The organism is Campylobacter sp. US53 (assembly GCF_004378995.1).
Lineage (GTDB): Bacteria > Campylobacterota > Campylobacteria > Campylobacterales > Campylobacteraceae > Campylobacter_D > Campylobacter_D jejuni.
Genome location: NZ_RYYH01000011.1, coordinates 22,269 through 45,809, shown reverse-complemented (window position 1 = coordinate 45,809; position 23,541 = coordinate 22,269). Strand labels below are relative to the sequence as shown.

Genomic DNA, 23,541 nt, shown 5'->3' with positions numbered 1-23,541 from the left:
ATTAGTTTTTGCTTGTGAAAGTATAGAATTATAATTTGAGTTATCATTGATGCTAAAGATACTCATATTAATTCCTTAATTTAGATTTTTTTGCCTTCAACCTAAATATATTAAAATAATATAAGCAAGATCTGTTCCGTTTTGGGGTGAAAAGAAAATATTTATCACACCAAAGGTAAGGTAAAATAAAAATTCTTAGGATCGCTTTGAAAACTTAACTCTCCCTTATGAGCGTTTATGATTTCTTTAGAAAGAGACAAGCCAAGCCCATTGCCTTTAAGTTTTGTTGTTTTAAAAGCTTCAAAAACTAATTTCTCATCTTTTATTTCACAACCATTATCATACACTCTGATGCATATTTTTTCATTATCACAACTTGCTAAAATTTTAATCATAGGCTTTTCACATTCGCTTTCTTCTATCGCATCAATAGCATTATAAATCAAATTTTGCAAAACCAAACCAAGAAGAGCTTTATCAGCACAAATCTGCTTATCCAAAAAAGATATTTCAAAGTCTATTTGAGAAGTAAAATTATAAGAGTTAATGGCACTTTCACACTCTTCTTTTAACTCTAAAAGATTAAAATTTAAAGCATTGATGTGCACACCCTTAGTAAAAAGTAAAGTTGAATTTACGATACGCTCTACTCTAGCAATAGCCTTTTGGATTTCAAGAACTATATGCTTATTTTTAAGCTCACTACGAGCAAAAAGGGTTGAAGTAAGTAAAGATATAGATCCAATAGGATTTCTTATCTCATGTGCCAAATGAGCCGCCACACTGCCCATGCTTGCAAGCCTTTCATTGCGTTTTTCATCGCTAATATCTGTAGCTGAAACTATAGTTTTTTCATTATGTGCTATGATTTTTACCGCATAAAACCTACCTTCAAATTCAAGCTCATCGCGAATTTTATCAAGACTAATGATACTAAGTAATTTTGGATTTTTCAAGGCTTCTTGATTTTGTAAAATAATATTTTTTTCTTTATCTAAAATCCAAAGTGCACTAGGCAATACCTCTATAATCTCATCAACCATTGCGCGTAAGGAATTATAGTTTTCATTTAAAGTTTTGTATTCATTTTCTATTACATAAGTTTGTTCTATAAGACTTTCTAAGCCTTTTTGTAGGGTTTCTTTTTCATTTGAGTCTAAACTTTTTAAAATACTTTCATTCATTTATCATTCCTCTAATAAAATCTTAAAATCATTCAAATCAAGTAAAAGCAAATTCTGTTCGCATATTTTATCAAATTCCTTGCTAAAACCATTTTTTGAGATTATAATGTAATAATTTGGAGCCAAATTTAAAGACTTTGCTTTTGATTTTAAAAGATTTAAAATATTTTTACAAATTTTTTTATTTTTAAATTTAACCTCTCCGACAAAACACAAATTTTCATCTTGATAATAAAGATCAAGTTCTAAATTCTTATCCCAGTAACTTTGCGCTCCATTGATATTGAATTTTTTCTCAAGCAATTCTCTAGAAAGCTGTTCAAAACAAAAACTTTGATAAAGTTCAAATTTTTCCTTAATACATTCTAAAACTTCTTTATAACGATTTTGCAAAATAAGCTTTTCATTGGGCTTTAAAAAATAAAAAAAGAAACGAGTAAAATGGTTGCTAAATATAATCTTATCTTGGACAACATAAGATCTTAGTTCTTTTTTGATTTTTTGTCTTTTATCTTTTATTTTTTTAGCTTCCTTACTATACTCAAGTTTTATTATACCTGTTTCTAAAAGATATTTAAGTGTAGATAAAGCTTTAAAATGCTGAATTTTTCTATTGATAGAAAAACGCTTGCGATTGTTTTTAGCTAGTAAAGTAAGAGCGTAAGAACTTGTTTCATCCAAGGCGAAATAACTTTTAATTTTTAGATAGTCATCAAGCAAAATTCGCTCTATATTTGTAAATACATCGTCTTCAAAATTTAAAATGTTTAATTTTTCAAAACCTTCAAACACGCTATAAAAATCAAAAAGCTTACTTAAAGACAAATTCTTATGCAAATCTACAAAGTTCTTAAATTTTATATTTTTCCTTTTATAAAGCATTTTTATAGTATAATTTTAGCAAATTTTTATAAGGATTGTATTTGCAAATTTCAGATTTAAAAAAAGAATTGATCTTAAAAAAAGGTATTTTGCATTTTGACTTCACAGCAAGTGCTTTAGCTCTAAAATGTGTAGAAAAAGAAATTTCAAAAATTCTCCCAACCTATGCAAACACACATTCTGATAGCTCTTTAAATTCTTTTAAAACTCAACAAATTTACGAACAAGCAAGAAAAGATATAAAAAAAAGTTTATCATTAGATGAAAATTTTGCCCTTATAGCTTGTGGAACAGGATCAAGCAGTGCTATTAAAAAATTTCAAGAATTGATCGGCATTTACATTCCCCCTCTTGTAAAAGAAAGATATTTTACGCAAATTGATAAAAATACTTTACCTTTAGTTATCGTAGGGCCTTATGAGCATCATTCTAATGAACTTTCATTTCGAGAAGGCTTGTGCGAATGTATTAGAATTCCCTTGGATAAAAATGGGGAAATTGATTTTGATTTTCTAGAAAAAACTTTACAAAAAAACAAAAAAAGAAAAATAATCGCTAGCTTTTCTTTAGCTTCAAATGTTACTGGGATACTAAGTGATTACAAACGCATTTCTGAAATGGTTCGTAAATTTAAAGGGATAGTTGCTTTTGATGCATCTAGTTTTATTCCCTATAAAAACATATCTTGTCAATACTATGATGCGTTGTTTATAAGTTCTCATAAATTAATCGGTGGTATTGGTGGTTCTGGACTTTTAGCCATCAAAAAAGATCTTTGTGGAAACAAGCCTAGCTTTGCAGCAGGTGGAACTGTGGGCTATGTTTCTCGCACTTCACAATGCTACCTTTGCAATGAAGAAGCTTTAGAAGAAGGAGGAACACCTGGAATTTTACAACTCATTCGCGCTAGCTTAGCTTTTAAAATCAAAGATTCTATAGGGATTAAAAATATAGAAAAAAAAGAAGAAATTCTAAAAGATTATTTTTTTGAAAAACTAAAAACTATACCTAATTTAATTTTATACGCAAAGAATTTAAAAACCCGATTGCCTATTTTTGCTTTCAATATCAAAGGAATTTCCCCTTTTGATATCGCTTACGAACTTAGTAAAAAATACCACATAGAAACACGCGCTGGATGTGCTTGTGCTGGGCCTTATGGTCATGATTTGCTAGGCTTAAAAGATAATCAAAAACTTAAAACAAAACCAGGTTGGTTAAGAATAAGCTTGCATTATACGCATGAAAAAGAGGATATTGATTATTTTTTTAATGCTTTAAATAAAACTATAGTAAAATTATCGCATTAAAATATTATAGTTTTATTATTATGTATAAAAATTCTATCTTCAAAAACCAAATCAAGTGCTTTTGAAAGAACATCTTTTTCTATATTTCTACCTGCTTGCTGCATATCTTGCCAAGTAAATTCATGGTTTACAGGTAAAACAGCTTGAGTGATAATAGGACCTTCATCAAGATTATTATTTACAAAATGTGCCGTAGCTCCAATTATTTTAACCCCTCTTTCAAAGGCTTGTTTATAAGGATTTGCTCCTATAAATGCAGGTAAAAAAGAATGGTGAATATTTATAATCTTACTTTCAAAATGCCTAACAAAATCAGGAGATAAAATTCGCATATATTTTGCCAAAACCAAATAATCAAATTTATATTGTTCAAGACATTTTAAAATCTGATTTTCTTGCTCTTTTCGATCTAAATTTTCAGCACTGATAAAATGATAAGGAATTTCAAATTTCTCAACTAAATCCTTTAAAGAGTTGTGATTTGAAATCACAGCTTTGATATTTGCTTCAAGTTCGTTACTATAATGCTTTATTAGCAAATCTCCCAAACAATGACTTTCTTTAGTAGCAAAAACAACAATATCTTTTTTTCTCTTCTCGCAAAGCTCTATCAAGGCTTCTTGTCCAAGCATAGCCTCAAGCGTTCCTATAAAAGCTTCTTTATCAAATTCACCTTCTAAAAGAGCACGAAAAAAAAACATTCCTTCGCCTACAAATTCATCGTTTTTTACTATATTGATATGATATTTAAAAATAACATCAGAAATTCTATAAATTAAACCTTTTTGATCTTTGGTGCAAATTTTTAATACAGAAATCATTTAGCTAAACCTTTTATATATTCTTTTAATTCATTCTCTCTTGCTTCTTGAAGCTTTAAACCAAGAATTTTACCACAAAATCCAGCATTTATGAAATCTTTTGCTAAAATTTTACTTTCAAACTTATTCTCATAAAGCCCTAATCTTTTAGCTTGCTCAATACGCTTTTTACTCCAAAGTCCAAGCCATTCCTTCAAAGGCATTTCAAAAGCAATTTTTGCTAGTTCAAAATCACTTATATCATCAAGATAAAAAGCTTGATTTGCGTATTTTAGGTATTCTTTTTTAAGTTTAGTTCTTTTAAAAAATATATCTTTTTCTAAATTAAAAAAATTCAAATACAAATACAAGAATAAAGCATCGCTTTTTACAAATTCTCTACTTTGTCTGAGTAAATTTTGAAATTCCAAACTCTTAAAAATACTCTCAAAGCCGAAAATCTGTTTTTCTAAGTCAAGTTCTTGCAAATATCTATAGCCAACATCAAGTCTAGGACTTTTAAAGAATTTATAAAGCTCCGCATTGATCCTATCTTTACTAAGATCAGTTATATCCATACTTTGCATCAATTTCAAGCTTTCACTAGTTATCTTAAAGTTAAACCTTGAAGCAAATACTACCGCTCTTAATACTCTTAAACTATCCTCTTGAAAGCTTTGTTTGTCAATATGCCTTAAAAAGCCTGCTCCTAGATCTTTTAATCCTCCGTAAAAATCTAAAAACTCATCGTTAAAAAGATTAATCATCATAGAATTTATGGTAAAATCGCGTCTTTTGGCGCCAAGTTTTTCATCATTGCAAATTTGAACTTCAAAACCTTTATGTCCATAGCTTATTTTGTTTTCAGTTCTAGCAAGAGCTAAATCATAATTTTTAAACTTATACACAAAAAAACTTTTTCCAAAGCCTTGTGCATCCAATTTTTGCATAATCTTTTCAAAATCTTTAAGTTTTATATCATAAAGCTCTATATCATAGTCACAAATTTTTAAACCTAAAAACAAATCCCTAACGCTACCTCCAACCAAATACGCTCGTTTGGTATAAGGCTTTAAAAACTCAGCAATAAACTGTAAATCGGAATTATTTTTTAAGCTTATCTTCGATATTTGCAAGTAAAAACTCTAAAAAATTTATGGTCAAGTTTAACCTATTTTCAAGATCATCTTTTTTTATACTATTTAAACCTTCAAAAAGAACTAAAATTCTCTCTCTAAGATGTTTTAAAAAAATATCCTCATTAAGCGTTTGAACCTCTGTCATAACACTAGGATTTAAAATTTCACTTTGTAAAAAAGGCTCTTCTTTTTTAAACTCTTTATTTTCCTGAGTAGAAATTTCAATATTATTTTGTATTTTTTGCTCTTCTTCAAATTTTGCCATAGAAATTTTATCTTCTAAGTCTTGCGGAGTATCGAGCTCTTCGCATACAAACTCCATAGGCGGTAATTCATCTTTTATTTCAGTTTTTCTATTTAATTCTTGTTCTTTTAAAATTTCATTTTGTCTTCTTTGCTCTTCCATGATAGAGCTAACTTCGCTAATGGTTTTTTTAGCTAAATCTTCCAAATTCATATTTTTATCAACCACCTTTTAAATTCATTAATTTCTTCATCGCTTTTCATATTAATAAAAAAATCCAACATTTGAGTGTTTAAGTCTTTATGCTTGGATCTAAAACCACTAAGACGACGAACCGCATCAATAGCGTTTTGGTTATCCGGATCTTCTTTTAAGATATTTTTATAAATTTCTAAAGCTTCGTCTTTTAACCCTTGAGCCTCATAGATAGAAGCTTCAGTGACTGTATTTTTCATCACTGTTTCCTAAAATTTTTCTTTAATTCTAGCAAAAAGCTTTTTAATTTATCTTTAAGAAAATAAAATGATTTTTAATGTCTATTTTGTTTTAAACAATTTTTCTATATATTCTTTTTTTTCTTTCTCTAAACTAGAATTTAATTCTTTTTGTTCTTTTTTAACTTGCACTTTTAAATCTTGATTTTTAAAATACACATAATCAATTCCAAAAATAACACCAATTATAATAAGCAATGGGATTAAAAATACCATCTTTACACTTTAAGAAAATTGATTAAATACACTACCATAGTAGCGAACATTCTCAGCATTTTCATTTTTTTCTATCGTTTCTATTGCGCCACTATTGATTGCTTTTTGGATATCATCATTTAAATCTTGATAAGAAAAAACCATATTAATACTGATAATATTTGGCAATTTCTCAAGCATTTTATAAGAGTTTAATTCATCTTCTAAATTTTCACTTTCAATCACAACTATAATCTTTTCATTTTCACAAAGTTCTACAGAACAAAAAGGAATTTCAGATATAGCCTTTTTTAAATCATTTATATATTCTTCTTTTGCTAAAATCAAAACACTAGAAAGATTATTCATCAATACTCCTAAACATTATACTATCACCAAAGCCTGAAACGATAAAATCTTTATTGTTTAGAAAAATAATAAACTCACTCATCAAATTTTCATTATTAAAAGTTTTAACAGGCTTAAAATCACTTGTGCTAAAAACTTCACTAACTCCAGCTTCATTATCGCTATAAACAGCGAATTCTCCATTAGGACTTAAAGCACAAGTATATATCAAAAAATCTTTTTGCAAAAAATTTTGCTCTTCATTTTTTACAACTCCTATACGCCTATCCGTTCCACAACTTAAAATAATATTATTTTTAAAATCTACTTGATAGATATTATCTTTATGAATTTTATCATAGTTTTTTAACATCTTCCAATTTTTCAAATCAAAAAGTTCTACTTCGCCACTCTCAAAACCTGCAACTAGTCTACTCTTATCTTCATTTAAAACTGCATCATTAAGACTAGAATGGGAAAAATTAAATTTTTTTATATTCTTTAAGCTTTTATCAATCAATTCTATTTCAGAACCAATAGAAATCAAAAGATAAGTATTTTCATTGATAAAAAATGCTTTTATTATGCTATTTTCTTCGAGCTTTTTGATTTGTAAATTTTCCTTATAAAAACTTAAATTTTTAGCACCAAAATCACCCTCGCTAAGTATTAAAAGTGTATGTTTAAAAACATCAATGTTGTAAATTTTAGCAAAATCATCGCCATAATAATTTTTAATCTTTGGCAAAGATAAAAGTTCTTTTAAACTTTTATCTTTAATGTTATATTGTAAAATTTCACCTTTATCAGTGCCTATATATAAGTTTTTCTTATCAAGCTTTAAAGCTGTTATATTGGCATTTAATTTCAGCTCATAAGCATAAGACAAAACACAAAAAAGACTCAAAATAAAAAGAAATTTTTTCATTTATTTACTTTACACCCTCATTAATCACATCAATTAAATTTGAACGACTTTTTAATTGTTCATTTTTAAATTCAGGTTTAAAGCTATTTCCCACTAAAGGTTTTGCATCGCTTTGTGGAACATGACACTGAGTACAATTAAAACGACTGTCGCTAATCATATCTCCTGTGGTTTTATTGTGTCTAAAATCATAATAATGACTAGCAGGAAGTGGAGTTGCACCAGCATCTGCTGCTATAGCCTTATCATGGCAGCTTAAACACATATTGTTATCTTTAGTTATAGGTAACAAATCTTCAATAGCATGCGGAATTAATGGTGGTGCATTTTCATAAGAACGCTCAAAACGAGTAGATTCCCCAGGTTGTAAAGTTGTGAAATTTGCTTCCACTAAATTTACTTTATTTTCATTTTCTAAACTTGCTTTTCTAAGTCCAATTTGTTCCGAACTTACCCCACTATTCATTGCGCAAGCTGCAAAAAATACCACTGCAGCACTTCCTAATAAAACCAATTTCTTCTTCATTATTTATTCCTTAAATCAAAAATATTAAAATTCAAAGCATCATCATTACAAACTTCTATACATCTTGCACACCTTATACACTCTCCTGATTTCACGCTAGTACTTTCTTTTCCAACCATCCACAAAACCTGTTTTTCAGGACAAATACGGATACATTCATAACATTTAGTGCATTTATCACTATCATGCTTTATTTTAAGCAAAGCAAAACGAGAAATAAAAGCATAAAAAGCTCCTAGTGGACAAAAGTGTGAACAAATTGCCCTAGGGCTTAAAAAAGTATCGATACAAAAAAGTATAAAGGCTACAAAAATCCAAGAACTTGTAGCAAAAATAATCCCTCTATGTATCATTCCTATATAAGAAAAACTTTCAAACACGGGCAATGAAAATACAAAAGAAAGGACTAAAACCAAGACCAATACAAAATAGCGTAAATTTTTAGGCAAAATTAAAAATTTATTATTAAGGGTTAATTTATTTCGCACAAAAGCAGCAAAATCTGTGATTAAATTAACAGGACAAACCCAAGAGCAAAAAACCCTTCCTAAAAGCAAACCATAGATAAAAAATATAATCAAAGCTCCTATTAAAGCCATTAAATCTATACTCCAGCTTGCTAAAATGATTTGCAAAACCGCAAAAGGATCGCTTAAAGGTATGGTATTAAAAAGTCTAGAAGAACTTAAATTTCCCTGCAAGATAAAATCTGTAGCTTTAAAACTAAAAAGCGCTAAAATTCCAAGCTGAACGATGCGTCTAGCAATTAAATACTTCATCACAGTTCTCCATCATTTAAATAATTGGTTGCTTTTTTAGCATCAAAATGTTTTGAAGTATCTGCATTTTTTATACGACCTTCATCTTTTTCATCCCAGCCTTTTACATAATGAGATCCTGCTTTTCCCAATACATACTCCCTTGGCAAAACACGAATGGCCGGTTTTTCAGTAATACAAGCAAGTTCACAAAGCCCACAACCTACACACACTTCATGATCCACGCTAGGTAGTAAAAAAGCATGCTTGGCGGTGCGTTCATTGCGTTTAAGCTCAAGTTTTAAAGCCCTATCTATCAAAGGACAAGCTCTATAACAAGCATCACATTGAATTCCCCAGTGTGCCACACAAGAAGCACTATCAACAATAGCAATACCCATTTTCAAAGATTCTATACCCTGTTCTAAATGCTTTTTATCTAAAGCATCGGTTGGACATTCTCTAATACAAGGAATATCCTTACAAAGATAACAAGGAATTTCTCTTGCCTTAAAAAAAGGCGTACCATTTTTTGGACTATCTAACAAGCTAGCAAGCTTTAAAGTATCATAAGGACAGGCTTTTACACAAAGCCCACAACGAATACATTTGCTTAAAAACCTAGCTTCATCTTCAGCCCCAGGAGGACGCAAAGCATAATTATCATCGGCTTTTAAAGCCAAATTAGCCAAAAATCCGCCTCCTGTACATAAACATGCAGCCTTAAAGGCACTAACGAAAAATTCTCTTCTACCTTTCATTTAATCAAAACCCTAAATTAAGCCTTGTAAATTTTTACAGCACATTTTTTAAAGTCAGTTTGTTTTGAAAGCGGACAAGTCGCATCCAAAGTAACTTTATTGATATATACATTCTCATCAAACCACGGCACATATACAAGTCCTACAGGCGGTTTGTTTCTTCCACGCATATCTACTCTTGCTTTTACTTTACCACGACGAGATTCCACCCAAACCAAATCACCTTGATTTAAGCCTAATTTCTCTCCATCTTTCTCACTCATATAGCAAAGTGCTTCAGGCACAGCGCGGTAAAGCTCAGGCACACGCATAGTCATAGTTCCACTATGCCAATGCTCTAAAACCCTTCCTGTTGCAAGCCAGAATGGATACTCTTTACTTGGTCTTTCAGGTGCTTTCATAAATGGCCTAAAGAAAATTTTAGCCTTATTTTTAATACTGTGCTCTTTTTCATCTTTAGGAGCTATTAAATCCCCATTTGTAAGCATTTTGTTAAAATCACCATAAAAAGCAAAATCTGAATTTGGAGCCGCTTTTTTAGCATAATAATCAAATTTAGTATTAAATCTCCATTGTGTTTCCTTGCCATTAACCACAGGCCATCTTAAACCCCTTACTTTATGATAGGTATCAAAATCCGCTAAATCATGTCCGTGTCCTAAGCCAAATTTACGATATTCTTCCCAAAGGTATTTTTGAACGAAAAAGCCATAACCTGTAAATTCTTTTCCATCACTGCCTTGAATTTTTCTCTCATCGCCTTTAACATCAGTATTATCAAAGCCTTTTGCGATAGCATCGTTTGGATTAAAGCTTTTTGCTTCTTTATTGGCAAATAGCACATCAAAAAGTGTATCATCTTCACTATAACCCATAGCTTTTGCCTCTTCTAAAACACTTGGCAAGGTAAGCTTATTATCCACTTTTTGCTCTTTCCAAACTTCTTTAAGCTTAAAGCGTTTTGCAAATTCTAAAATTTGCCAAGTATCACTCATGGCAGCACCTACAGGTAAAACTTGTTGTTTCCAATGTTGAGTTCTTCTTTCAGCATTACCATAAGCACCCCATTTTTCATAAATCATAGCACTTGGTAAAATAAGATCAGCTACTTTTGCTGAAATTCCAGGATAACAATCACTTACAACAATAAAATTATCCATTTCTCTTGCTGCTGCGATCCAGTGATTTGCATTTGCAGTGTTTTGCCATGGATTATTCACTTGCACCCATGCAAATTTAATTTTTCCATCTTCTAAATCTCTCATGATATTAAGATAAGGAGAGCCTGGTTTTGGGTTGATGGTCTTTGCAGGAACTTTCCAAATTTTTTCAGAAATTTCTCTGTGTTTTGGATTGGCTACAACCATATCTGCAGGCAAACGATGCGAGAAAGTTCCTACTTCCCTAGCTGTTCCACAGGCACTTGGCTGTCCTGTTAAAGAAAAGGCTCCACTACCTGGTTTAGCTTGCTTTCCTAGTAAAAAATGCACCATATAAGCTTGTTCATTTACCCAAGAACCTCTTGTGTGTTGATTAAAGCCCATAGTCCAAAAACTTACGACTTTGCGATTTTTCTCTATGTAAAGATTAGCTAATTCTTGAAGTTTTTTCTTAAAATCTTCCAAAGACTCATTATCATCACCTTTGGCTACTTTTGCAGTGTATTCCAAAGTATAAGGGGCTAAACCTTTTTTAAATTCTTCAAAAGAAATTTCCCAGTTTTTATCAGCCACACCTTGATGTTTCATTTCAAATTTATCACCCGCTTTAACGCCAAGATAAGATAAAGAAGTAGCCTCTTCATCGTCTAGAGTGATTACATTTTCTTTTTCAACTGTATCTTTTTCACTTTCTTTAAATTTTGGATGATTTGGATTATTTCTCATACCATAACCAATATCAGCATAACCAGTTGCAAATACGCAGTGATCTTTGATAAATTTCATATCCATAGCCTCTGGATGATTATAAACAATCTCTCTTGCTATGTAGTTCCAAATAGCCAAATCTGTATTTGGTTTAAAAATAATTTCAATATCAGCAATATTTGAAGTACGGTTAGAAAAAGTGCTTAGATTAACAACTTTAACCTTATCAAGATTGCTTAGTTTTCTATCGCTTACTCTTGACCAAAGGATTGGGTGCATTTCAGCCATATTAGCTCCCCAAGTGATAATAGTATCTGTAAGCTCTATATCATCATAACAGCCTGATGGCTCATCTACACCAAAAGTTTGCATAAAACCAACCACTGCAGAGGCCATACAATGTCTTGCATTTGGATCGATATTATTTGTTCTAAAGCCCGCTTTTGCAAGTTTTAAAGCAGCATAACCTTCTTGGATGGTGTATTGCCCACTACCAAAAATCCCTATACCTGTAACGCCGAGTTCATTGTAGGCTTTTTTAAATTGTTTTTCCATTTCATCAAAGGCTCTTTGCCAAGAAACTTGTTGAAATTTGCCTTTTTTATCAAATTCGCCTTTTTCATTCATGCGAAGTAAAGGCATAACAAGACGATCTTCACCATACATGATCTTAGCATTAAAATAACCTTTGATACAATTAAGTCCGCGATTTACGGGTGCTGCAGGATCACCTTTTGTTGCTACGATTTTGCCATCTTTTCTGGCTATCATAATTCCACAGCCAGTTCCACAAAATCTACAAACAGCCTTATCCCATTTCCAATCTTCTTCTTGTGCGCCAAGCATAGAGCTTGGAACACTAAGTCCTGCAACACTAGCAGCACTTGCAATAGCGGTATTTTTAATAAAATCCCTTCTATTCATCCTTATTCCTCCAAAATAAAAAAATCATCTTATTATAAAAAATGGAGTATAAAAATCTCTTGAAATTTTAATAAAAATAATAATTTTAAAGCTCTATTTTATAGGAGTTTTATTGTCCTTTTTATATTTTTCTTACACAAAATAAATATTAAAAATAATCAACTTAACAATTAAAATATAATCAACTTAAAATAATAAAAAAATGAAGATGTAAAAATTAAGCCCTAAGAATGGGCTTAATCAAAATTAATGGCAACCACAACCACCGCAGCAGCTAGAACCACCAAAAAATGCATCAAGTTTTGCAATATCTGGCATTTCTGTGATTTCATTTACAAGTTCTTTATATGCCACTTTACCCTCTTTAATCACAAATACAGCACGAGCTAAAAGCCCTTCTAAAGCACCTTCATTTATCAAAACACCATATTTTTCACCAAATTCTTTTGCCACAAAATCACTTGCAACACTTAAATTTTCAATACCTTCTGTACTGCAAAATCTTCCCATAGCAAAAGGTAAATCCATACTTACTACAATCACTTCAGCACCATTGTAACTGGCTACTTTTTTATTAAATTCTCTAGCCTCTGTAGCACAAACTGGTGTATCTAAGCTTGGAACACTTAAAATGATTTGAGTTTTACCCGCTGCACCGATTTCAATCACGCTTAAATCTTTAGCTTTAAGATTTACCTTAGGAGCATCTGCTCCAACTTCTACTGAATTTCCTTTAAGTTTTACAGGATTTCCTTTAAAATTTACTGTACTCATTTAATTTCCTTTTTTGATATTTTAAACATTATTACAATTAATGTTTTAGGAGTAATTATATCCTATAAATATTAATTATTTTTAATTTCACTGAAAATTATTTTATTTCTTTCCAAGTATATTTTTTCCACACTTTTTGAGCTTCCTTACTCTTAATAAAATCTACAAATTCTAAAGCTTTTTTATTTTCTAAACCTTTTTTTGTAGGAGCTATTTCAGCTGCACGATAAATCACTGCATTTTTATCTTTGATAAATAAAGCTTTATCATCGCCTAAAGCCTTTGCCCAATGAGACCAAATGATTAAAACATCAATATTTGGATTGTTATTCCACTCATCTACAGCAGCTTTGGAATTTTTAGCATAAATTTTTATATTTTTACGTAATTTTACCAAATTTTCTCTTTTTGCACTTTTTAAAGCCATATCTTCATAAAGTCCAACTTGTCCTGCACCATCAACCACCATAACATTTACGCCATCTTTTAAAATGTCTTCAAAATTTTTAATATTTTTTGGATTATTTGGACGCACGATAATACCTGATGGACGCACATTTAAAACGCTTAAATTTTCCAAACTTAAACTTGGAATTTTTTTAGCAAAATCATCCATCATTGAAGTATTGCCTGAAAAAATCAAATCTGCATTTTCTTTTGCTTTATCTACCCAAGCTGGAGTTGGACCTGCGGTTACAATCACCTTTTCTTTTGTTTTTTCCTCAAATTTTAAAGCAAGCTCTTTTAGCACAGGAGCAGGACCACCTGGACCATAAACTAAAATTTCAGCATTTAAAAAACTTGCTGCTACTAAACTTAAAATTAATATTTTTTTCATAAAATAAACCTTTCTTTATAATATAACTTACTTGAAAGGAAATTTTATCAATCTATAGTTAACTCTCCCTTGCAAAGCCCTGCTTCTATAAGAAAACGAGAAGGAGCAAAAGAAGTTTTTTTGTTTTTATCATATTTAGCATAACTTAAATAAAGTATATTTTTTGCCCTAGTTACCGCAACATAAAAAAGTCTTCTTTCTTCTTCTAAGCTTCCACCCATTCCCATAAGCTTTTGATTAGGAAAGCGACCTTGCGCAAGATCAATCACAAAAACAAGATCAAATTCCAAGCCTTTACTCGCATGCACGCTAAGCAAATTAACTCCTTTGCCACTACTCATTTCGCTTGCACCTAAAGTTAGAAAATTATAATACTTGTAAATATCGCTATAATTTTTTGTAAGCTCTTTTAAAACATTGAATTTTGTTTCTATTTTTTCTAAATTTTCACTCTTTCTTAATAAATCCACCTGCCCTGCTTTATTTGTCGCTCTTTTGGTTGCAAGTTCTTCGCAAATTTCTCTATAAAAAGAATTTTCACAAATTAAATTGACTAAAGTCAAAGAATGTTTTATTTCCATAGCTTTTTTTAAAAAAAGATAGATTTTTTCCAAATTTCTAGCGCACAAATCATTGATTTTTGAAAGTCTTAAAATAGGATGTGCATCAAATTCACTCTCAAATTTAAAACGAGTTTCGCTGGCTAATTCTTCCAAATCTGCAAAAAGCCCAAGTTGATAATTTCTTTTTTGATGATTTTGCAAATTTACATTTTTATCAGGATCTAAAAAACCTTTTATTAAATTTCCATGCCCTAATTTTAAAAGTGCGTCAAAAATTTCTTTTGCTAAAACTCCACCCACACCTTTGGTATATTGAACCAAATGAATAAAAGCCATGATATCTTTAGGATTTACCACAAGCGCAAGCATGGAGCTAAAAGCTTTAACTTCCAAACTTTCAAAAAAACTTCCACTTCCCTTTCTCACACTTGCAATACCCTGCTCCCTTAAAGCTACTTCAACCCCATCAGCACTTGAGTTGTTGCGAAAAATCACGGCAATTTCTTCCAAACTTACTCCGCTTGTAAGTATCATTTTGGCTATATTTTGATACTGATCAAATAATTCTTCAAAAGTAAGCAAAGATGGGGCTTTAAACTCATCATTTCTTGTAACAATAAGTTCTTTTGGATATAATCTTTCATTATTTAAAATCACTTTATTAGCCAAAGCTAAAATACTTCTCGATGAACGGTAGTTTTTATTTAAAGAAAAAATTTTTGCATCTTTAAAACGATCTTTAAACCCACCTATGATATTAATATCCGCTCCATTAAAAGCATAAATACTTTGATCATAATCCCCTACGCAAAACAAACTTTTACTATGAAAAGCCTCTATTAAGGAACTTTGCAAAGTGTTTGTGTCTTGATATTCATCTACTAAAATTTCATCAAATTCATATTTTTCTTCTTTTAAAAGCTCTTTTAGATTGATAAGTAAGTCATTAAAATCTACATAATTAAAACGCTTTTTTTCATTATCATATTCTTTTAAAATATCTTCATAAATTTCAGCATAAATACTTTGATCTTCGTAGTTTTGACAAAACCAAGTATAAAAATCTTGATTGTGTGCTTTGTTTTGAAACAAAGAATAAAGATCATATAAATAACTTGATTGATAAGGTTTTATATCACTTAAATGCCTAAAAGTTCTTTTTTCATAGACACTTTTAAGTAGAGTTTTTAACTCGCTTGCTTGCTTTAAGGCTATATTTTTATCCGCATTTCTAAGTAAGGTATAAGCCGTACTATGAAAAGTTCCTGCAAGTATTTTACTGGTAATATTTTTATCAAAAAATTTCCCTAAACGCCCTATCATTTCTTTACTGGCTTTGTTTGTGAAAGTTAAAAGCATGATTTTTTGAGGTGCCACTCCCTTGCTTAAAAGATAAGAAATTCTTGCAACAATAGTAGAAGTTTTTCCCGTCCCTGCACTTGCAATAACAAGATTGTGTCCAAAATCAGCAGTAGCAGCAAGATATTGTTCATTATTTAATTTTGAAAGTGGCATTATTTTCCTTATAAAAGTTAAAATTATAAAAAAAATTTACTTAAAAATATAAAAATTTAAAATTACTTTATATTAGATTATAGTACAATGCTAAAATTATTTAACTTTCTGTTTTTAAGGGATAGCAAATGAATTTGAAAATTTTTTCTATTATTGTTGGCATATTAATTGCTGTTATTGTGATATTAGGTGGAACATATTATTATCTTTTTGAATATTCAAAACCAAAGAATTACACCTTAAATACCAACACTTACACCGAACAAAAATCGTATACCAATAACTACGATAATTCCTATTCACCTTCGATCCAAACCAACAATAGTTCATCAGATATAAATATTAATAACAATACCATCCAAAAGCAAGAAACAAACCCATTAGATGAAAATCAAAGCTTAAATAACAATACATTTAATACATCAATAAGCGAAAACAATCAAAGCTTAAATAATGACACCAATACAAGTAATAATATTAATACAAATGAAAATAAGCAAATTTTAGATACGGATAAAGAAAAATTAAAACAAGAAAATAAACAAGCCAAAATAGAAGCTCTTAAAAAAGAAATCAGCAAACAACAAAAGATCTTAGAAAGAGAAAGAGCTGTAAAAAAAGAACTTCAATCAAACAAATCAAACAAAAATAAATATCTAAATACCGCTAGAGAGTATCTAAGCATAGGAAAAAACAGTCGTTTAGAACCTGAACTTAGCACAGAAAATATGAAAGTTTATGTTTTAGATGGAAAATTTTTAAGCCAATACAGAATCAATCTGTTAAAAGATATGCTAAGTGTTATACAAGATAATGCAAAAGATTATTATCTAAGTATTTTTGTTAAAATGCTACCAAAAGGGGAAATGAAATTAACTATCTATAACAAAGAAATTATCTTTTCAGATATGAAAAAAGCTTATAAATATATTAGTTTAGATAGATTAAGCCCATATTTAAACAATCCAAAAGAATTAAATGAACATGTAGCACGTGAAGAAATTTTAGAAAGACTTAAACTTCAAATTAAAAAAGATGGCAAAGGAAGTGATTTTTCTAAACATATCAAAAGTTTGAAAACTGGACTTAATACAGCACAATATTTCTTCCCGTTTTGTGAAATTATAGAAATTAGCTCTATTAAATAAGCTAAAACAATAAAGGCAAATAATGTATGATAAAAATTTAGAAAAAGAGTATTATCAAATTTGCGAGGAACGCGGATATTTTGAGATCGATGGCAATAAAACCATACAAGAAAAAGATAAAAATTTCTGCATTATGATGCCTCCTCCTAATGTCACTGGAGTTTTACACATAGGACATGCTTTAACTTTTACTCTGCAAGATATTATGACGCGTTATAAAAGAATGGACGGTTATAAGGTTCTTTATCAACCAGGACTTGATCACGCAGGTATTGCCACTCAAAATGTTGTAGAAAAACAACTCCTTGCTCAAGGCATTAAAAAAGAAGAACTAGGTAGAGAGAAATTTATAGAAAAAGTCTGGGAGTGGAAAGAGCAAAGCGGTGGAAAAATTTTAGACCAAATGAGAACACTAGGCATCACTCCTGCATGGAGTCGCTTGCGTTTTACTATGGATGAAGGTTTGGTTAATGCCGTAAAAAAAGCCTTTGTGGAACTTTATGATAAAAGACTTATTGTACGTGGAAACTACATGATAAATTGGTGTACTCACGATGGCGCTTTAAGTGATATAGAAGTTGAATACAAAGAAAACAAAGGAAAACTTTATCATATTAAATACTTTTTAAAAGATAGCGATGAATTTTTAGTAGTAGCCACAACGCGTCCTGAAACTTTTTTTGGCGATACTGCAGTTATGGTACATCCTGATGATGAACGCTATACTAAATTTGTGGGTAAAGAAGTGATTTTGCCTATAAGCAAAAAAGCCATTAAAATCATAGCTGATGAACATGTAGAAAAAGAATTTGGAACAGGAGTTGTAAAAGTTACTCCCGCACATGACATGAATGATTATGAAGTAGGACTTAAGCATAATTTAGAATTTATAAGTGTTTTTAATGAAAAAGGAATTTTAAACGAACATTGTTTAGAGTTTCAAGGTTTAGAACGCTTAGAAGCAAGAGAAAAAATCGTAACCAAACTTGAAAGTCTTGGTTTTATAGAAAAAATAGAAGAGTATAACAATCAAGTAGGATATTGTTATCGTTGCAACAATATAGTTGAACCTTATATCTCCAAACAATGGTTTGTAAAAAAAGAAATCGCCCAAGAAAGTATAGAAAAAGTTGCGCTTGGAGAAAGTAAATTTTACCCAAATCACTGGATAAATAGCTTTAATGCCTGGATGAAAGATTTAAGAGATTGGTGTATTTCAAGACAACTTTGGTGGGGACATCAAATTCCTGTGTATTATTGTGAATGCTCTCATGAATGGGCAAGCCAACATACGCCTAAAACTTGTCCGAAATGCCAAAGTCAAAATTTCAAACAAGATGAAGATGTGCTTGATACTTGGTTTTCTTCGGGGCTTTGGGCTATGAGTACTTTAGGTTGGGGGAATGAAAATTGGGGTAAAGATAAAATTTGGTCTGAAAAGGATTTAAAAGATTTTTATCCCAATTCTTTACTCATTACAGGTTTTGATATTTTATTTTTCTGGGTGGCTAGAATGATGTTTCAAAGCACTAATGCCTTACATCAACTTCCTTTTAAAGATATTTATTTACACGCTCTCGTAAAAGATGAACAAGGTAGAAAGATGAGCAAAAGCCTTGGAAATGTTATCGATCCAAATGAAAGCATTAAAGAATATAGTGCTGATATTTTACGCTTTACTTTAGCACTTCTTGCTATACAAGGACGCGATATTAAACTTAGTAATGATAAACTTTTGCAAGTTAGAAATTTTACAAATAAAATTTATAATGCTACAAATTATCTGCTTTTAAATGAAAGTAAATTTGAAGATTTAGAAAATATTACACTTCATTCAGAATTAGCAAAATATATCTATGCCAAATTTCAAACTTGTGTTAAAGATGTAAGAGAAAATTTAGACAATTATCGCTTTAATGATGCAGCTAATACCCTATATAAATTCTTTTGGGATGATTTTTGCGATTGGGGTATAGAACTTAGTAAAGCCGAAAAATCAAGCGTTAAAGAACTTGGTAGTATTTTCAAAGAAGCTTTAAAACTTTTAAATCCTTTCATGCCTTTTATCAGCGAGTATTTATACCACAAACTAAGTGATACAGAACTTAAAACAAGCCCTTCTATTATGATAAGCAAATATCCAAAATTTAAAGAACAAGATAAAAATATAGAAAAAATCTTTTCTTTACTCATAGAAAGCATAGTTGGCATCCGTCGTGCTAAAAGCTTAATCGATCTTGGAAATTCTAAAATAGAAAAAGCTTATATCAAATTTAACGATAAAAAAATCAAAAATGAAATCAAAGCTTATATGAATTTTATCATGATGCTCGCAAAGTGCGAGCAAATAGAATTTAGTGAAGAAAAATTACCAAAGGCAATATGTGATGTTAGCGAGAATTTAGAAATTTTCATTACGCTTGAAAATGTTGATTTAAGTGGTATTTTAACAAGACTTGAAAATCAAAAAAATAAGCTTGAAAAAGAAAGCTTCAAGCTTAACTCCATGCTTTCAAATGAAAAATTCATTGCTAACGCACCTAAAGAGGTGGTGGAGCAAAATAAAGAAGCTCTAGAAAATTTAAAAATTCAACTTGAAAAAATATCAGTTGAACTTCAAAATCTAAGAGGTTAAAAATTTGATAAAAATAAAAAATTTAAAAAAATATTATGACAAAGAACTCGTGATAAACGATGTTTCTTTGGAGATTAAAAAGGGCGAAATTTACGCCATAGTAGGTCATAGTGGAGCTGGAAAATCCACTCTTTTAAGATGTATTAATGGACTTGAGAATTATCAAGAAGGAAGCTTAAAAGTCTTTGATCAAGAAATTAAAGATTTAAGTCAAAAAAAATCAAAAGAGCTGAGAGTGCTTAGAAAAGATATAGGGATGATTTTTCAAAATTTTGCCCTAATGGAGCGCAAAAATGTATTTGAAAATGTTGCTATGCCTTTAAGAACACACTATACTCAGTGTAAATTTCATGCCAAGCTTTTTAATAAAGAATACATGAGCGAAAAAGAAATTGCCCAAAAAGTCAATTCCTTACTTGAAATCGTAGGGCTTGATCATAAAAATAAATCCTATCCAAGAGAACTGAGCGGGGGGCAAAAACAACGCGTTGCTATTGCTAGAGCCTTAGCTTTAAACCCAAAAATTTTACTTAGTGATGAAGCTACTTCGGCTCTTGATCCAAACACTACAAAAAATATTTTAGAGCTTATATCTAAAATCAATGCTGAATTTGGGATTACTGTTGTTTTAGTAACTCACGAAATGGATGTAGTAAAAGACATAGCTCAAAAAGCTTTATTACTTGAACATGGACAAATCATAGGAAGTGGAGCAATTGATGAGCTTTTTTTAAGGCCTAATGCCAAAATGAAAGAATTTTTAGGAGAAAGCGACTTCTTGCCTGAGCACGGACTTAATATCAAACTTTACTTTCCAAAAGAAGTTGCCCAAAATAGTGTCATCACTCATATGGCAAGAACTCTAAATATAGACTTTAACATAGTTTGGGGTAAAATAGAAAAACTTAATGGAAAAGCCTTGGGAAATTTAGTTATAAATATAAATGAAAAGGATAAAGACAAGGTTCTTGATTACATAGAAAAAAGTGGAGTATTATGGGAGGTGGCATCATGAATGAAGAAAACATCTCTATCATCAGTGCTTTTTTTAGTAGAATTTCTCAATTTTTTAATGAATTTTCTTGGCAGGATATTAAAGAAGTGAGTTTAAGTTCTATCACAAGTTTCAGTGAAAATTATGAAAACATTTTAAAACCTGCACTTAATGAAACAATTTATATGAGTTTAATGGCTGTACTATTTGGATTTTTATTGGCTATTATTCCTGGAATTTTACTTGCTATTTGGGATAAAAATGGAATTAAAGAAAATAAAATCGCTTATAGCATTTTAGATTTTATTACAAATATACTGCGCGCCTTTCCATTTTTAATTCTTATAGTTGTTCTTTTACCACTTTCTAAAATCATAGTAGGCACAAGCATAGGTACAAATGCTGCCATAGTTCCTTTAGCTATCGGAATAGCTCCTTATTTGGCGAAGATGCTTGAAAGTGCTTTTAAAGAAATAGACAAAGGAATCATAGAAGCAGCAAAAAGTTATGGTGCTAGCAATATTCAAATTATCTTCAAGGTTATCTTTAGTGAAGCCCTTCCTGCTATAATTAGCGGAATTACCCTAACTTTGATCTTTACCATTGGTTTTTCTGCTCTTGCTGGAACTGTCGGTGGTGGAGGATTAGGAGATGTAGCTATTCGCTATGGTTATGAAAGATTTAACAAAGAAGTTATGATTCAAACTGTAGTTATTTTACTTATATTAGTTCAGTTAGTTCAAATTCTAGGTAATTTATTTTATACTTGGGCTAAAAATAGTAAAACTACATATATTATTGCCACTCTATTGATTTTACTTGGAGTTAGCATAGTCATCAATATAAACAATGATGAAAATTTCTTTTGGCAAGTAATTGTTTTTATCTTATTTTTAGGAAGTTTGCTTTATAAAGGTTTCAAAAAATAAGGAGATTATATCTCCTTTTAAGATAAATATAAGTTTTTTTAAGTAGAATTTAAACAAAAAATTAAAGGAAATAGAATGATGTATCAGATGTGCTAATCTGACTATCAACAAGTTTTTATATGCTTCTTCCTGATAGTCAGAGTGAATTTATTAAGATTAAAGCAAGCACAAAATGACTAAAAAGGAAAAAAATGAAAATCAAATCTTTATTTATAGCAAGTATTTTAACATTAAGTCTTAATGCAAATGCATTAGAAACCATCACAGTTGCAGCAACTCCCGTCCCTCATGCTGAAATCCTAGAGCAAGTAAAACCTGATTTAGAAAAACAAGGCTATAAACTTGAAATCAAAGAATTTACGGATTATGTTTTACCTAATCTAGCTGTTGATAACGGAGAAGCCGATGCAAATTTTTTCCAACATACTCCTTATTTGGAAGAATTTAATAAAAACAAAGGCACCAAACTTATCAAAGTAGCTGCCATACACATAGAACCTATGGCTGTTTACTCCAAAAAATACAAAAGTCTAGATGATATTAAAGAAGGGGTTAAAATCGCCATTCCAAATGATCCAACCAATGAAAGTAGAGCTTTAGATATTATTGCAAAAAAAGGTTTGGCAAAATTTAAAGATAAGGCTTTAAAAACACCTCTTGATATTATAGACAATCCTAAAAAAATTAAATTTGTAGAATTAAAGCCCGCACAACTTCCAAGAGCTTTAGATGATGTTGATTTTGCTGTAATTAATTCCAACTACGCTCTCTCTGCAAATCTAAATCCTGCAAAAGATAGCGTATTTATCGAAGATAAAGAAAGTCCGTATGCAAACATTCTTGTTATAAGAGTGGGACATGAAAACGATCCAAAAATCAAAGCCTTAACCCAAGCTCTACAAAGTGATAAAATCAAACAATTTATCATAGAAAAATACAACGGATCTGTTTTACCTGCTTTTTAATTTTGTCCCTTACCTAGGGACTTTTTTCTTAAATACAAAGGAGTTTTTATGAATTTATTTAAAATTATTATACTCGCTTGCATTCTAAATTTATCTAGTCTATTTGCACAAAACATTACTATAGGAGCCACTCCAAATCCTTTTGGTAGCTTACTAGAACTAATGAAAGATGATTTTAAAAACAAAGGGTATGAGCTTAAAATAGTAGAATTTTCAGACTATATTTTGCCCAATCGTGCATTAGAGGAAAAAGAACTTGATGCAAATTTATATCAACACAAACCTTTTTTAGAAGAATACAACCTAAAGAAAGGTTCAAATTTAATTGCAACGACGCCTGTACTTATAGCTCCAGTAGGAGTTTATAGTAAAAAAATCAAAAATTTAGAAAATCTTAAAGAAGGTGCTAGAGTTGCTATACCTAATGATGCCACCAATGAAAGTAGAGCTTTAGAGCTTTTAGAGAAAGTAAAATTAATAGAGCTTAACAAAAATACTCTAAAAACCCCATTGGACATAAACAAAAATCCAAAAAAACTTAAATTTATAGAGCTTAAAGCCGCACAACTTCCAAGAGCTTTAGATGATGTTGATATTGCTATAATTAATTCTAATTTCGCACTTGGAGCCGGTTTGAATCCAAGTAAAGATACTATTTTTAGAGAAGATAAAAATAGCCCTTATGTAAATTATGTTGTGGTACGCTCAGAAGATAAAGATAGCGAAAAAACCAAAGTAATTGATGAAATTTTAAGAAGCGATAAATTTAAAGCCATCATTAATGAACATTATAAAGATATATTAATCCCAGCTTTTTAG

Annotated in this window: 23 protein-coding genes; 7 read left to right on the top strand and 16 right to left on the bottom strand. The window is 30.3% G+C overall.

Annotation, left to right across the window (positions count from 1 at the left end; translation table 11 throughout):
• Nucleotides 1-164: 164 nt before the first annotated feature.
• A complete protein-coding gene (flgS, locus tag ELQ05_RS07755) occupies nt 165-1,184 on the bottom strand; it encodes a fla regulon two-component system sensor histidine kinase FlgS (RefSeq protein WP_088303683.1) in 1,020 nt (339 codons plus the stop codon).
• 3 nt (nt 1,185-1,187) lie between these two features.
• On the bottom strand, nt 1,188-2,066 hold the full coding sequence (locus ELQ05_RS07750; RefSeq protein WP_088303684.1) for a DUF234 domain-containing protein: 879 nt from the start codon (nt 2,064-2,066) through the stop codon (nt 1,188-1,190).
• Between the two features lie 35 nt (nt 2,067-2,101).
• On the opposite strand from ELQ05_RS07750, the gene ELQ05_RS07745 reads away from it, so the two are divergent.
• The gene (locus ELQ05_RS07745) at nt 2,102-3,376 is read left to right on the top strand and encodes an aminotransferase class V-fold PLP-dependent enzyme (RefSeq protein ID WP_079747907.1); all 1,275 of its coding nucleotides are present in this window, start codon (nt 2,102-2,104) and stop codon (nt 3,374-3,376) included.
• On the opposite strand, the gene purU is transcribed toward ELQ05_RS07745, so the two are convergent.
• From purU to ELQ05_RS07675, 14 genes are all read right to left on the bottom strand, one after another.
• Nucleotides 3,373-4,197 carry a formyltetrahydrofolate deformylase gene (purU, locus tag ELQ05_RS07740; RefSeq protein WP_096702879.1) on the bottom strand — a complete coding sequence of 275 codons (825 nt, stop codon included), beginning with the start codon at nt 4,195-4,197 and terminating at the stop codon, nt 3,373-3,375. The two genes, ELQ05_RS07745 and purU, sit on opposite strands and share 4 nt — an antisense overlap.
• The gene (locus tag ELQ05_RS07735; RefSeq protein ID WP_096702881.1) at nt 4,194-5,312 is read right to left on the bottom strand and encodes a CCA tRNA nucleotidyltransferase; all 1,119 of its coding nucleotides are present in this window, start codon (nt 5,310-5,312) and stop codon (nt 4,194-4,196) included. The genes purU and ELQ05_RS07735 overlap by 4 nt, the downstream gene beginning before the upstream one ends.
• A complete protein-coding gene (locus ELQ05_RS07730; RefSeq protein ID WP_002856776.1) occupies nt 5,281-5,772 on the bottom strand; it encodes a CiaD-like domain-containing protein in 492 nt (163 codons plus the stop codon). The genes ELQ05_RS07735 and ELQ05_RS07730 overlap by 32 nt, the downstream gene beginning before the upstream one ends.
• A complete protein-coding gene (locus ELQ05_RS07725; RefSeq protein ID WP_002859818.1) occupies nt 5,769-6,017 on the bottom strand; it encodes a tetratricopeptide repeat protein in 249 nt (82 codons plus the stop codon). Before ELQ05_RS07725 ends, ELQ05_RS07730 begins: the two co-directional genes overlap by 4 nt.
• Before the next feature lie 78 nt (nt 6,018-6,095).
• Nucleotides 6,096-6,269 (bottom strand): Sec-independent protein translocase subunit TatA2, encoded by a 174-nt coding sequence (gene tatA2, locus ELQ05_RS07720; RefSeq protein ID WP_002852615.1) that lies wholly within the window; start codon nt 6,267-6,269, stop codon nt 6,096-6,098.
• Nucleotides 6,270-6,278: 9 nt separating this feature from the next.
• The gene (locus ELQ05_RS07715) at nt 6,279-6,617 is read right to left on the bottom strand and encodes a chaperone NapD (protein ID WP_002852435.1); all 339 of its coding nucleotides are present in this window, start codon (nt 6,615-6,617) and stop codon (nt 6,279-6,281) included.
• Nucleotides 6,610-7,524 carry a WD40 repeat domain-containing protein gene (locus ELQ05_RS07710; protein ID WP_096702883.1) on the bottom strand — a complete coding sequence of 305 codons (915 nt, stop codon included), beginning with the start codon at nt 7,522-7,524 and terminating at the stop codon, nt 6,610-6,612. The genes ELQ05_RS07715 and ELQ05_RS07710 overlap by 8 nt, the downstream gene beginning before the upstream one ends.
• Nucleotides 7,525-7,528: 4 nt before the next feature.
• The gene (locus ELQ05_RS07705; RefSeq protein WP_010891887.1) at nt 7,529-8,053 is read right to left on the bottom strand and encodes a nitrate reductase cytochrome c-type subunit; all 525 of its coding nucleotides are present in this window, start codon (nt 8,051-8,053) and stop codon (nt 7,529-7,531) included.
• On the bottom strand, nt 8,050-8,832 hold the full coding sequence (napH, locus tag ELQ05_RS07700; RefSeq protein ID WP_010891886.1) for a quinol dehydrogenase ferredoxin subunit NapH: 783 nt from the start codon (nt 8,830-8,832) through the stop codon (nt 8,050-8,052). Before napH ends, ELQ05_RS07705 begins: the two co-directional genes overlap by 4 nt.
• Nucleotides 8,829-9,569, bottom strand: a complete 741-nt coding sequence (gene napG / locus ELQ05_RS07695) for a ferredoxin-type protein NapG (RefSeq protein ID WP_002866909.1) — start codon at nt 9,567-9,569, stop codon at nt 8,829-8,831. Before napG ends, napH begins: the two co-directional genes overlap by 4 nt.
• Before the next feature lie 17 nt (nt 9,570-9,586).
• Nucleotides 9,587-12,361 (bottom strand): periplasmic nitrate reductase subunit alpha, encoded by a 2,775-nt coding sequence (gene napA / locus ELQ05_RS07690; protein ID WP_002861425.1) that lies wholly within the window; start codon nt 12,359-12,361, stop codon nt 9,587-9,589.
• 246 nt (nt 12,362-12,607) lie between these two features.
• Entirely contained in the window at nt 12,608-13,135 is a 528-nt protein-coding gene (gene tpx / locus ELQ05_RS07685; protein WP_002856712.1) for a thiol peroxidase, read from the bottom strand.
• Between the two features lie 97 nt (nt 13,136-13,232).
• Entirely contained in the window at nt 13,233-13,973 is a 741-nt protein-coding gene (peb2, locus tag ELQ05_RS07680; RefSeq protein WP_134240060.1) for an AcfC family adhesin PEB2, read from the bottom strand.
• A gap of 47 nt (nt 13,974-14,020) precedes the next feature.
• A complete protein-coding gene (locus ELQ05_RS07675; RefSeq protein ID WP_070316500.1) occupies nt 14,021-16,051 on the bottom strand; it encodes an ATP-dependent helicase in 2,031 nt (676 codons plus the stop codon).
• A 128-nt stretch (nt 16,052-16,179) separates the two neighbouring features.
• Here ELQ05_RS07675 and ELQ05_RS07670 point away from each other — a divergent pair, with 128 nt between their 5' ends.
• The 6 genes from ELQ05_RS07670 (at nt 16,180) to ELQ05_RS07645 (ending at nt 23,541) form a co-directional block, all read left to right on the top strand.
• Complete coding sequence (locus ELQ05_RS07670; RefSeq protein ID WP_070277349.1) at nt 16,180-17,199, top strand: hypothetical protein; 1,020 nt, start codon at nt 16,180-16,182, stop codon at nt 17,197-17,199.
• A gap of 22 nt (nt 17,200-17,221) precedes the next feature.
• On the top strand, nt 17,222-19,834 hold the full coding sequence (locus ELQ05_RS07665; RefSeq protein ID WP_088303691.1) for a valine--tRNA ligase: 2,613 nt from the start codon (nt 17,222-17,224) through the stop codon (nt 19,832-19,834).
• Between the two features lie 4 nt (nt 19,835-19,838).
• On the top strand, nt 19,839-20,849 hold the full coding sequence (locus ELQ05_RS07660) for a methionine ABC transporter ATP-binding protein (RefSeq protein ID WP_070316502.1): 1,011 nt from the start codon (nt 19,839-19,841) through the stop codon (nt 20,847-20,849).
• The gene (locus ELQ05_RS07655) at nt 20,846-21,757 is read left to right on the top strand and encodes a methionine ABC transporter permease (protein ID WP_002861419.1); all 912 of its coding nucleotides are present in this window, start codon (nt 20,846-20,848) and stop codon (nt 21,755-21,757) included. Before ELQ05_RS07660 ends, ELQ05_RS07655 begins: the two co-directional genes overlap by 4 nt.
• A gap of 191 nt (nt 21,758-21,948) precedes the next feature.
• On the top strand, nt 21,949-22,722 hold the full coding sequence (locus tag ELQ05_RS07650) for a MetQ/NlpA family ABC transporter substrate-binding protein (RefSeq protein ID WP_070316504.1): 774 nt from the start codon (nt 21,949-21,951) through the stop codon (nt 22,720-22,722).
• A 48-nt stretch (nt 22,723-22,770) separates the two neighbouring features.
• Entirely contained in the window at nt 22,771-23,541 is a 771-nt protein-coding gene (locus ELQ05_RS07645; RefSeq protein ID WP_134240059.1) for a MetQ/NlpA family ABC transporter substrate-binding protein, read from the top strand.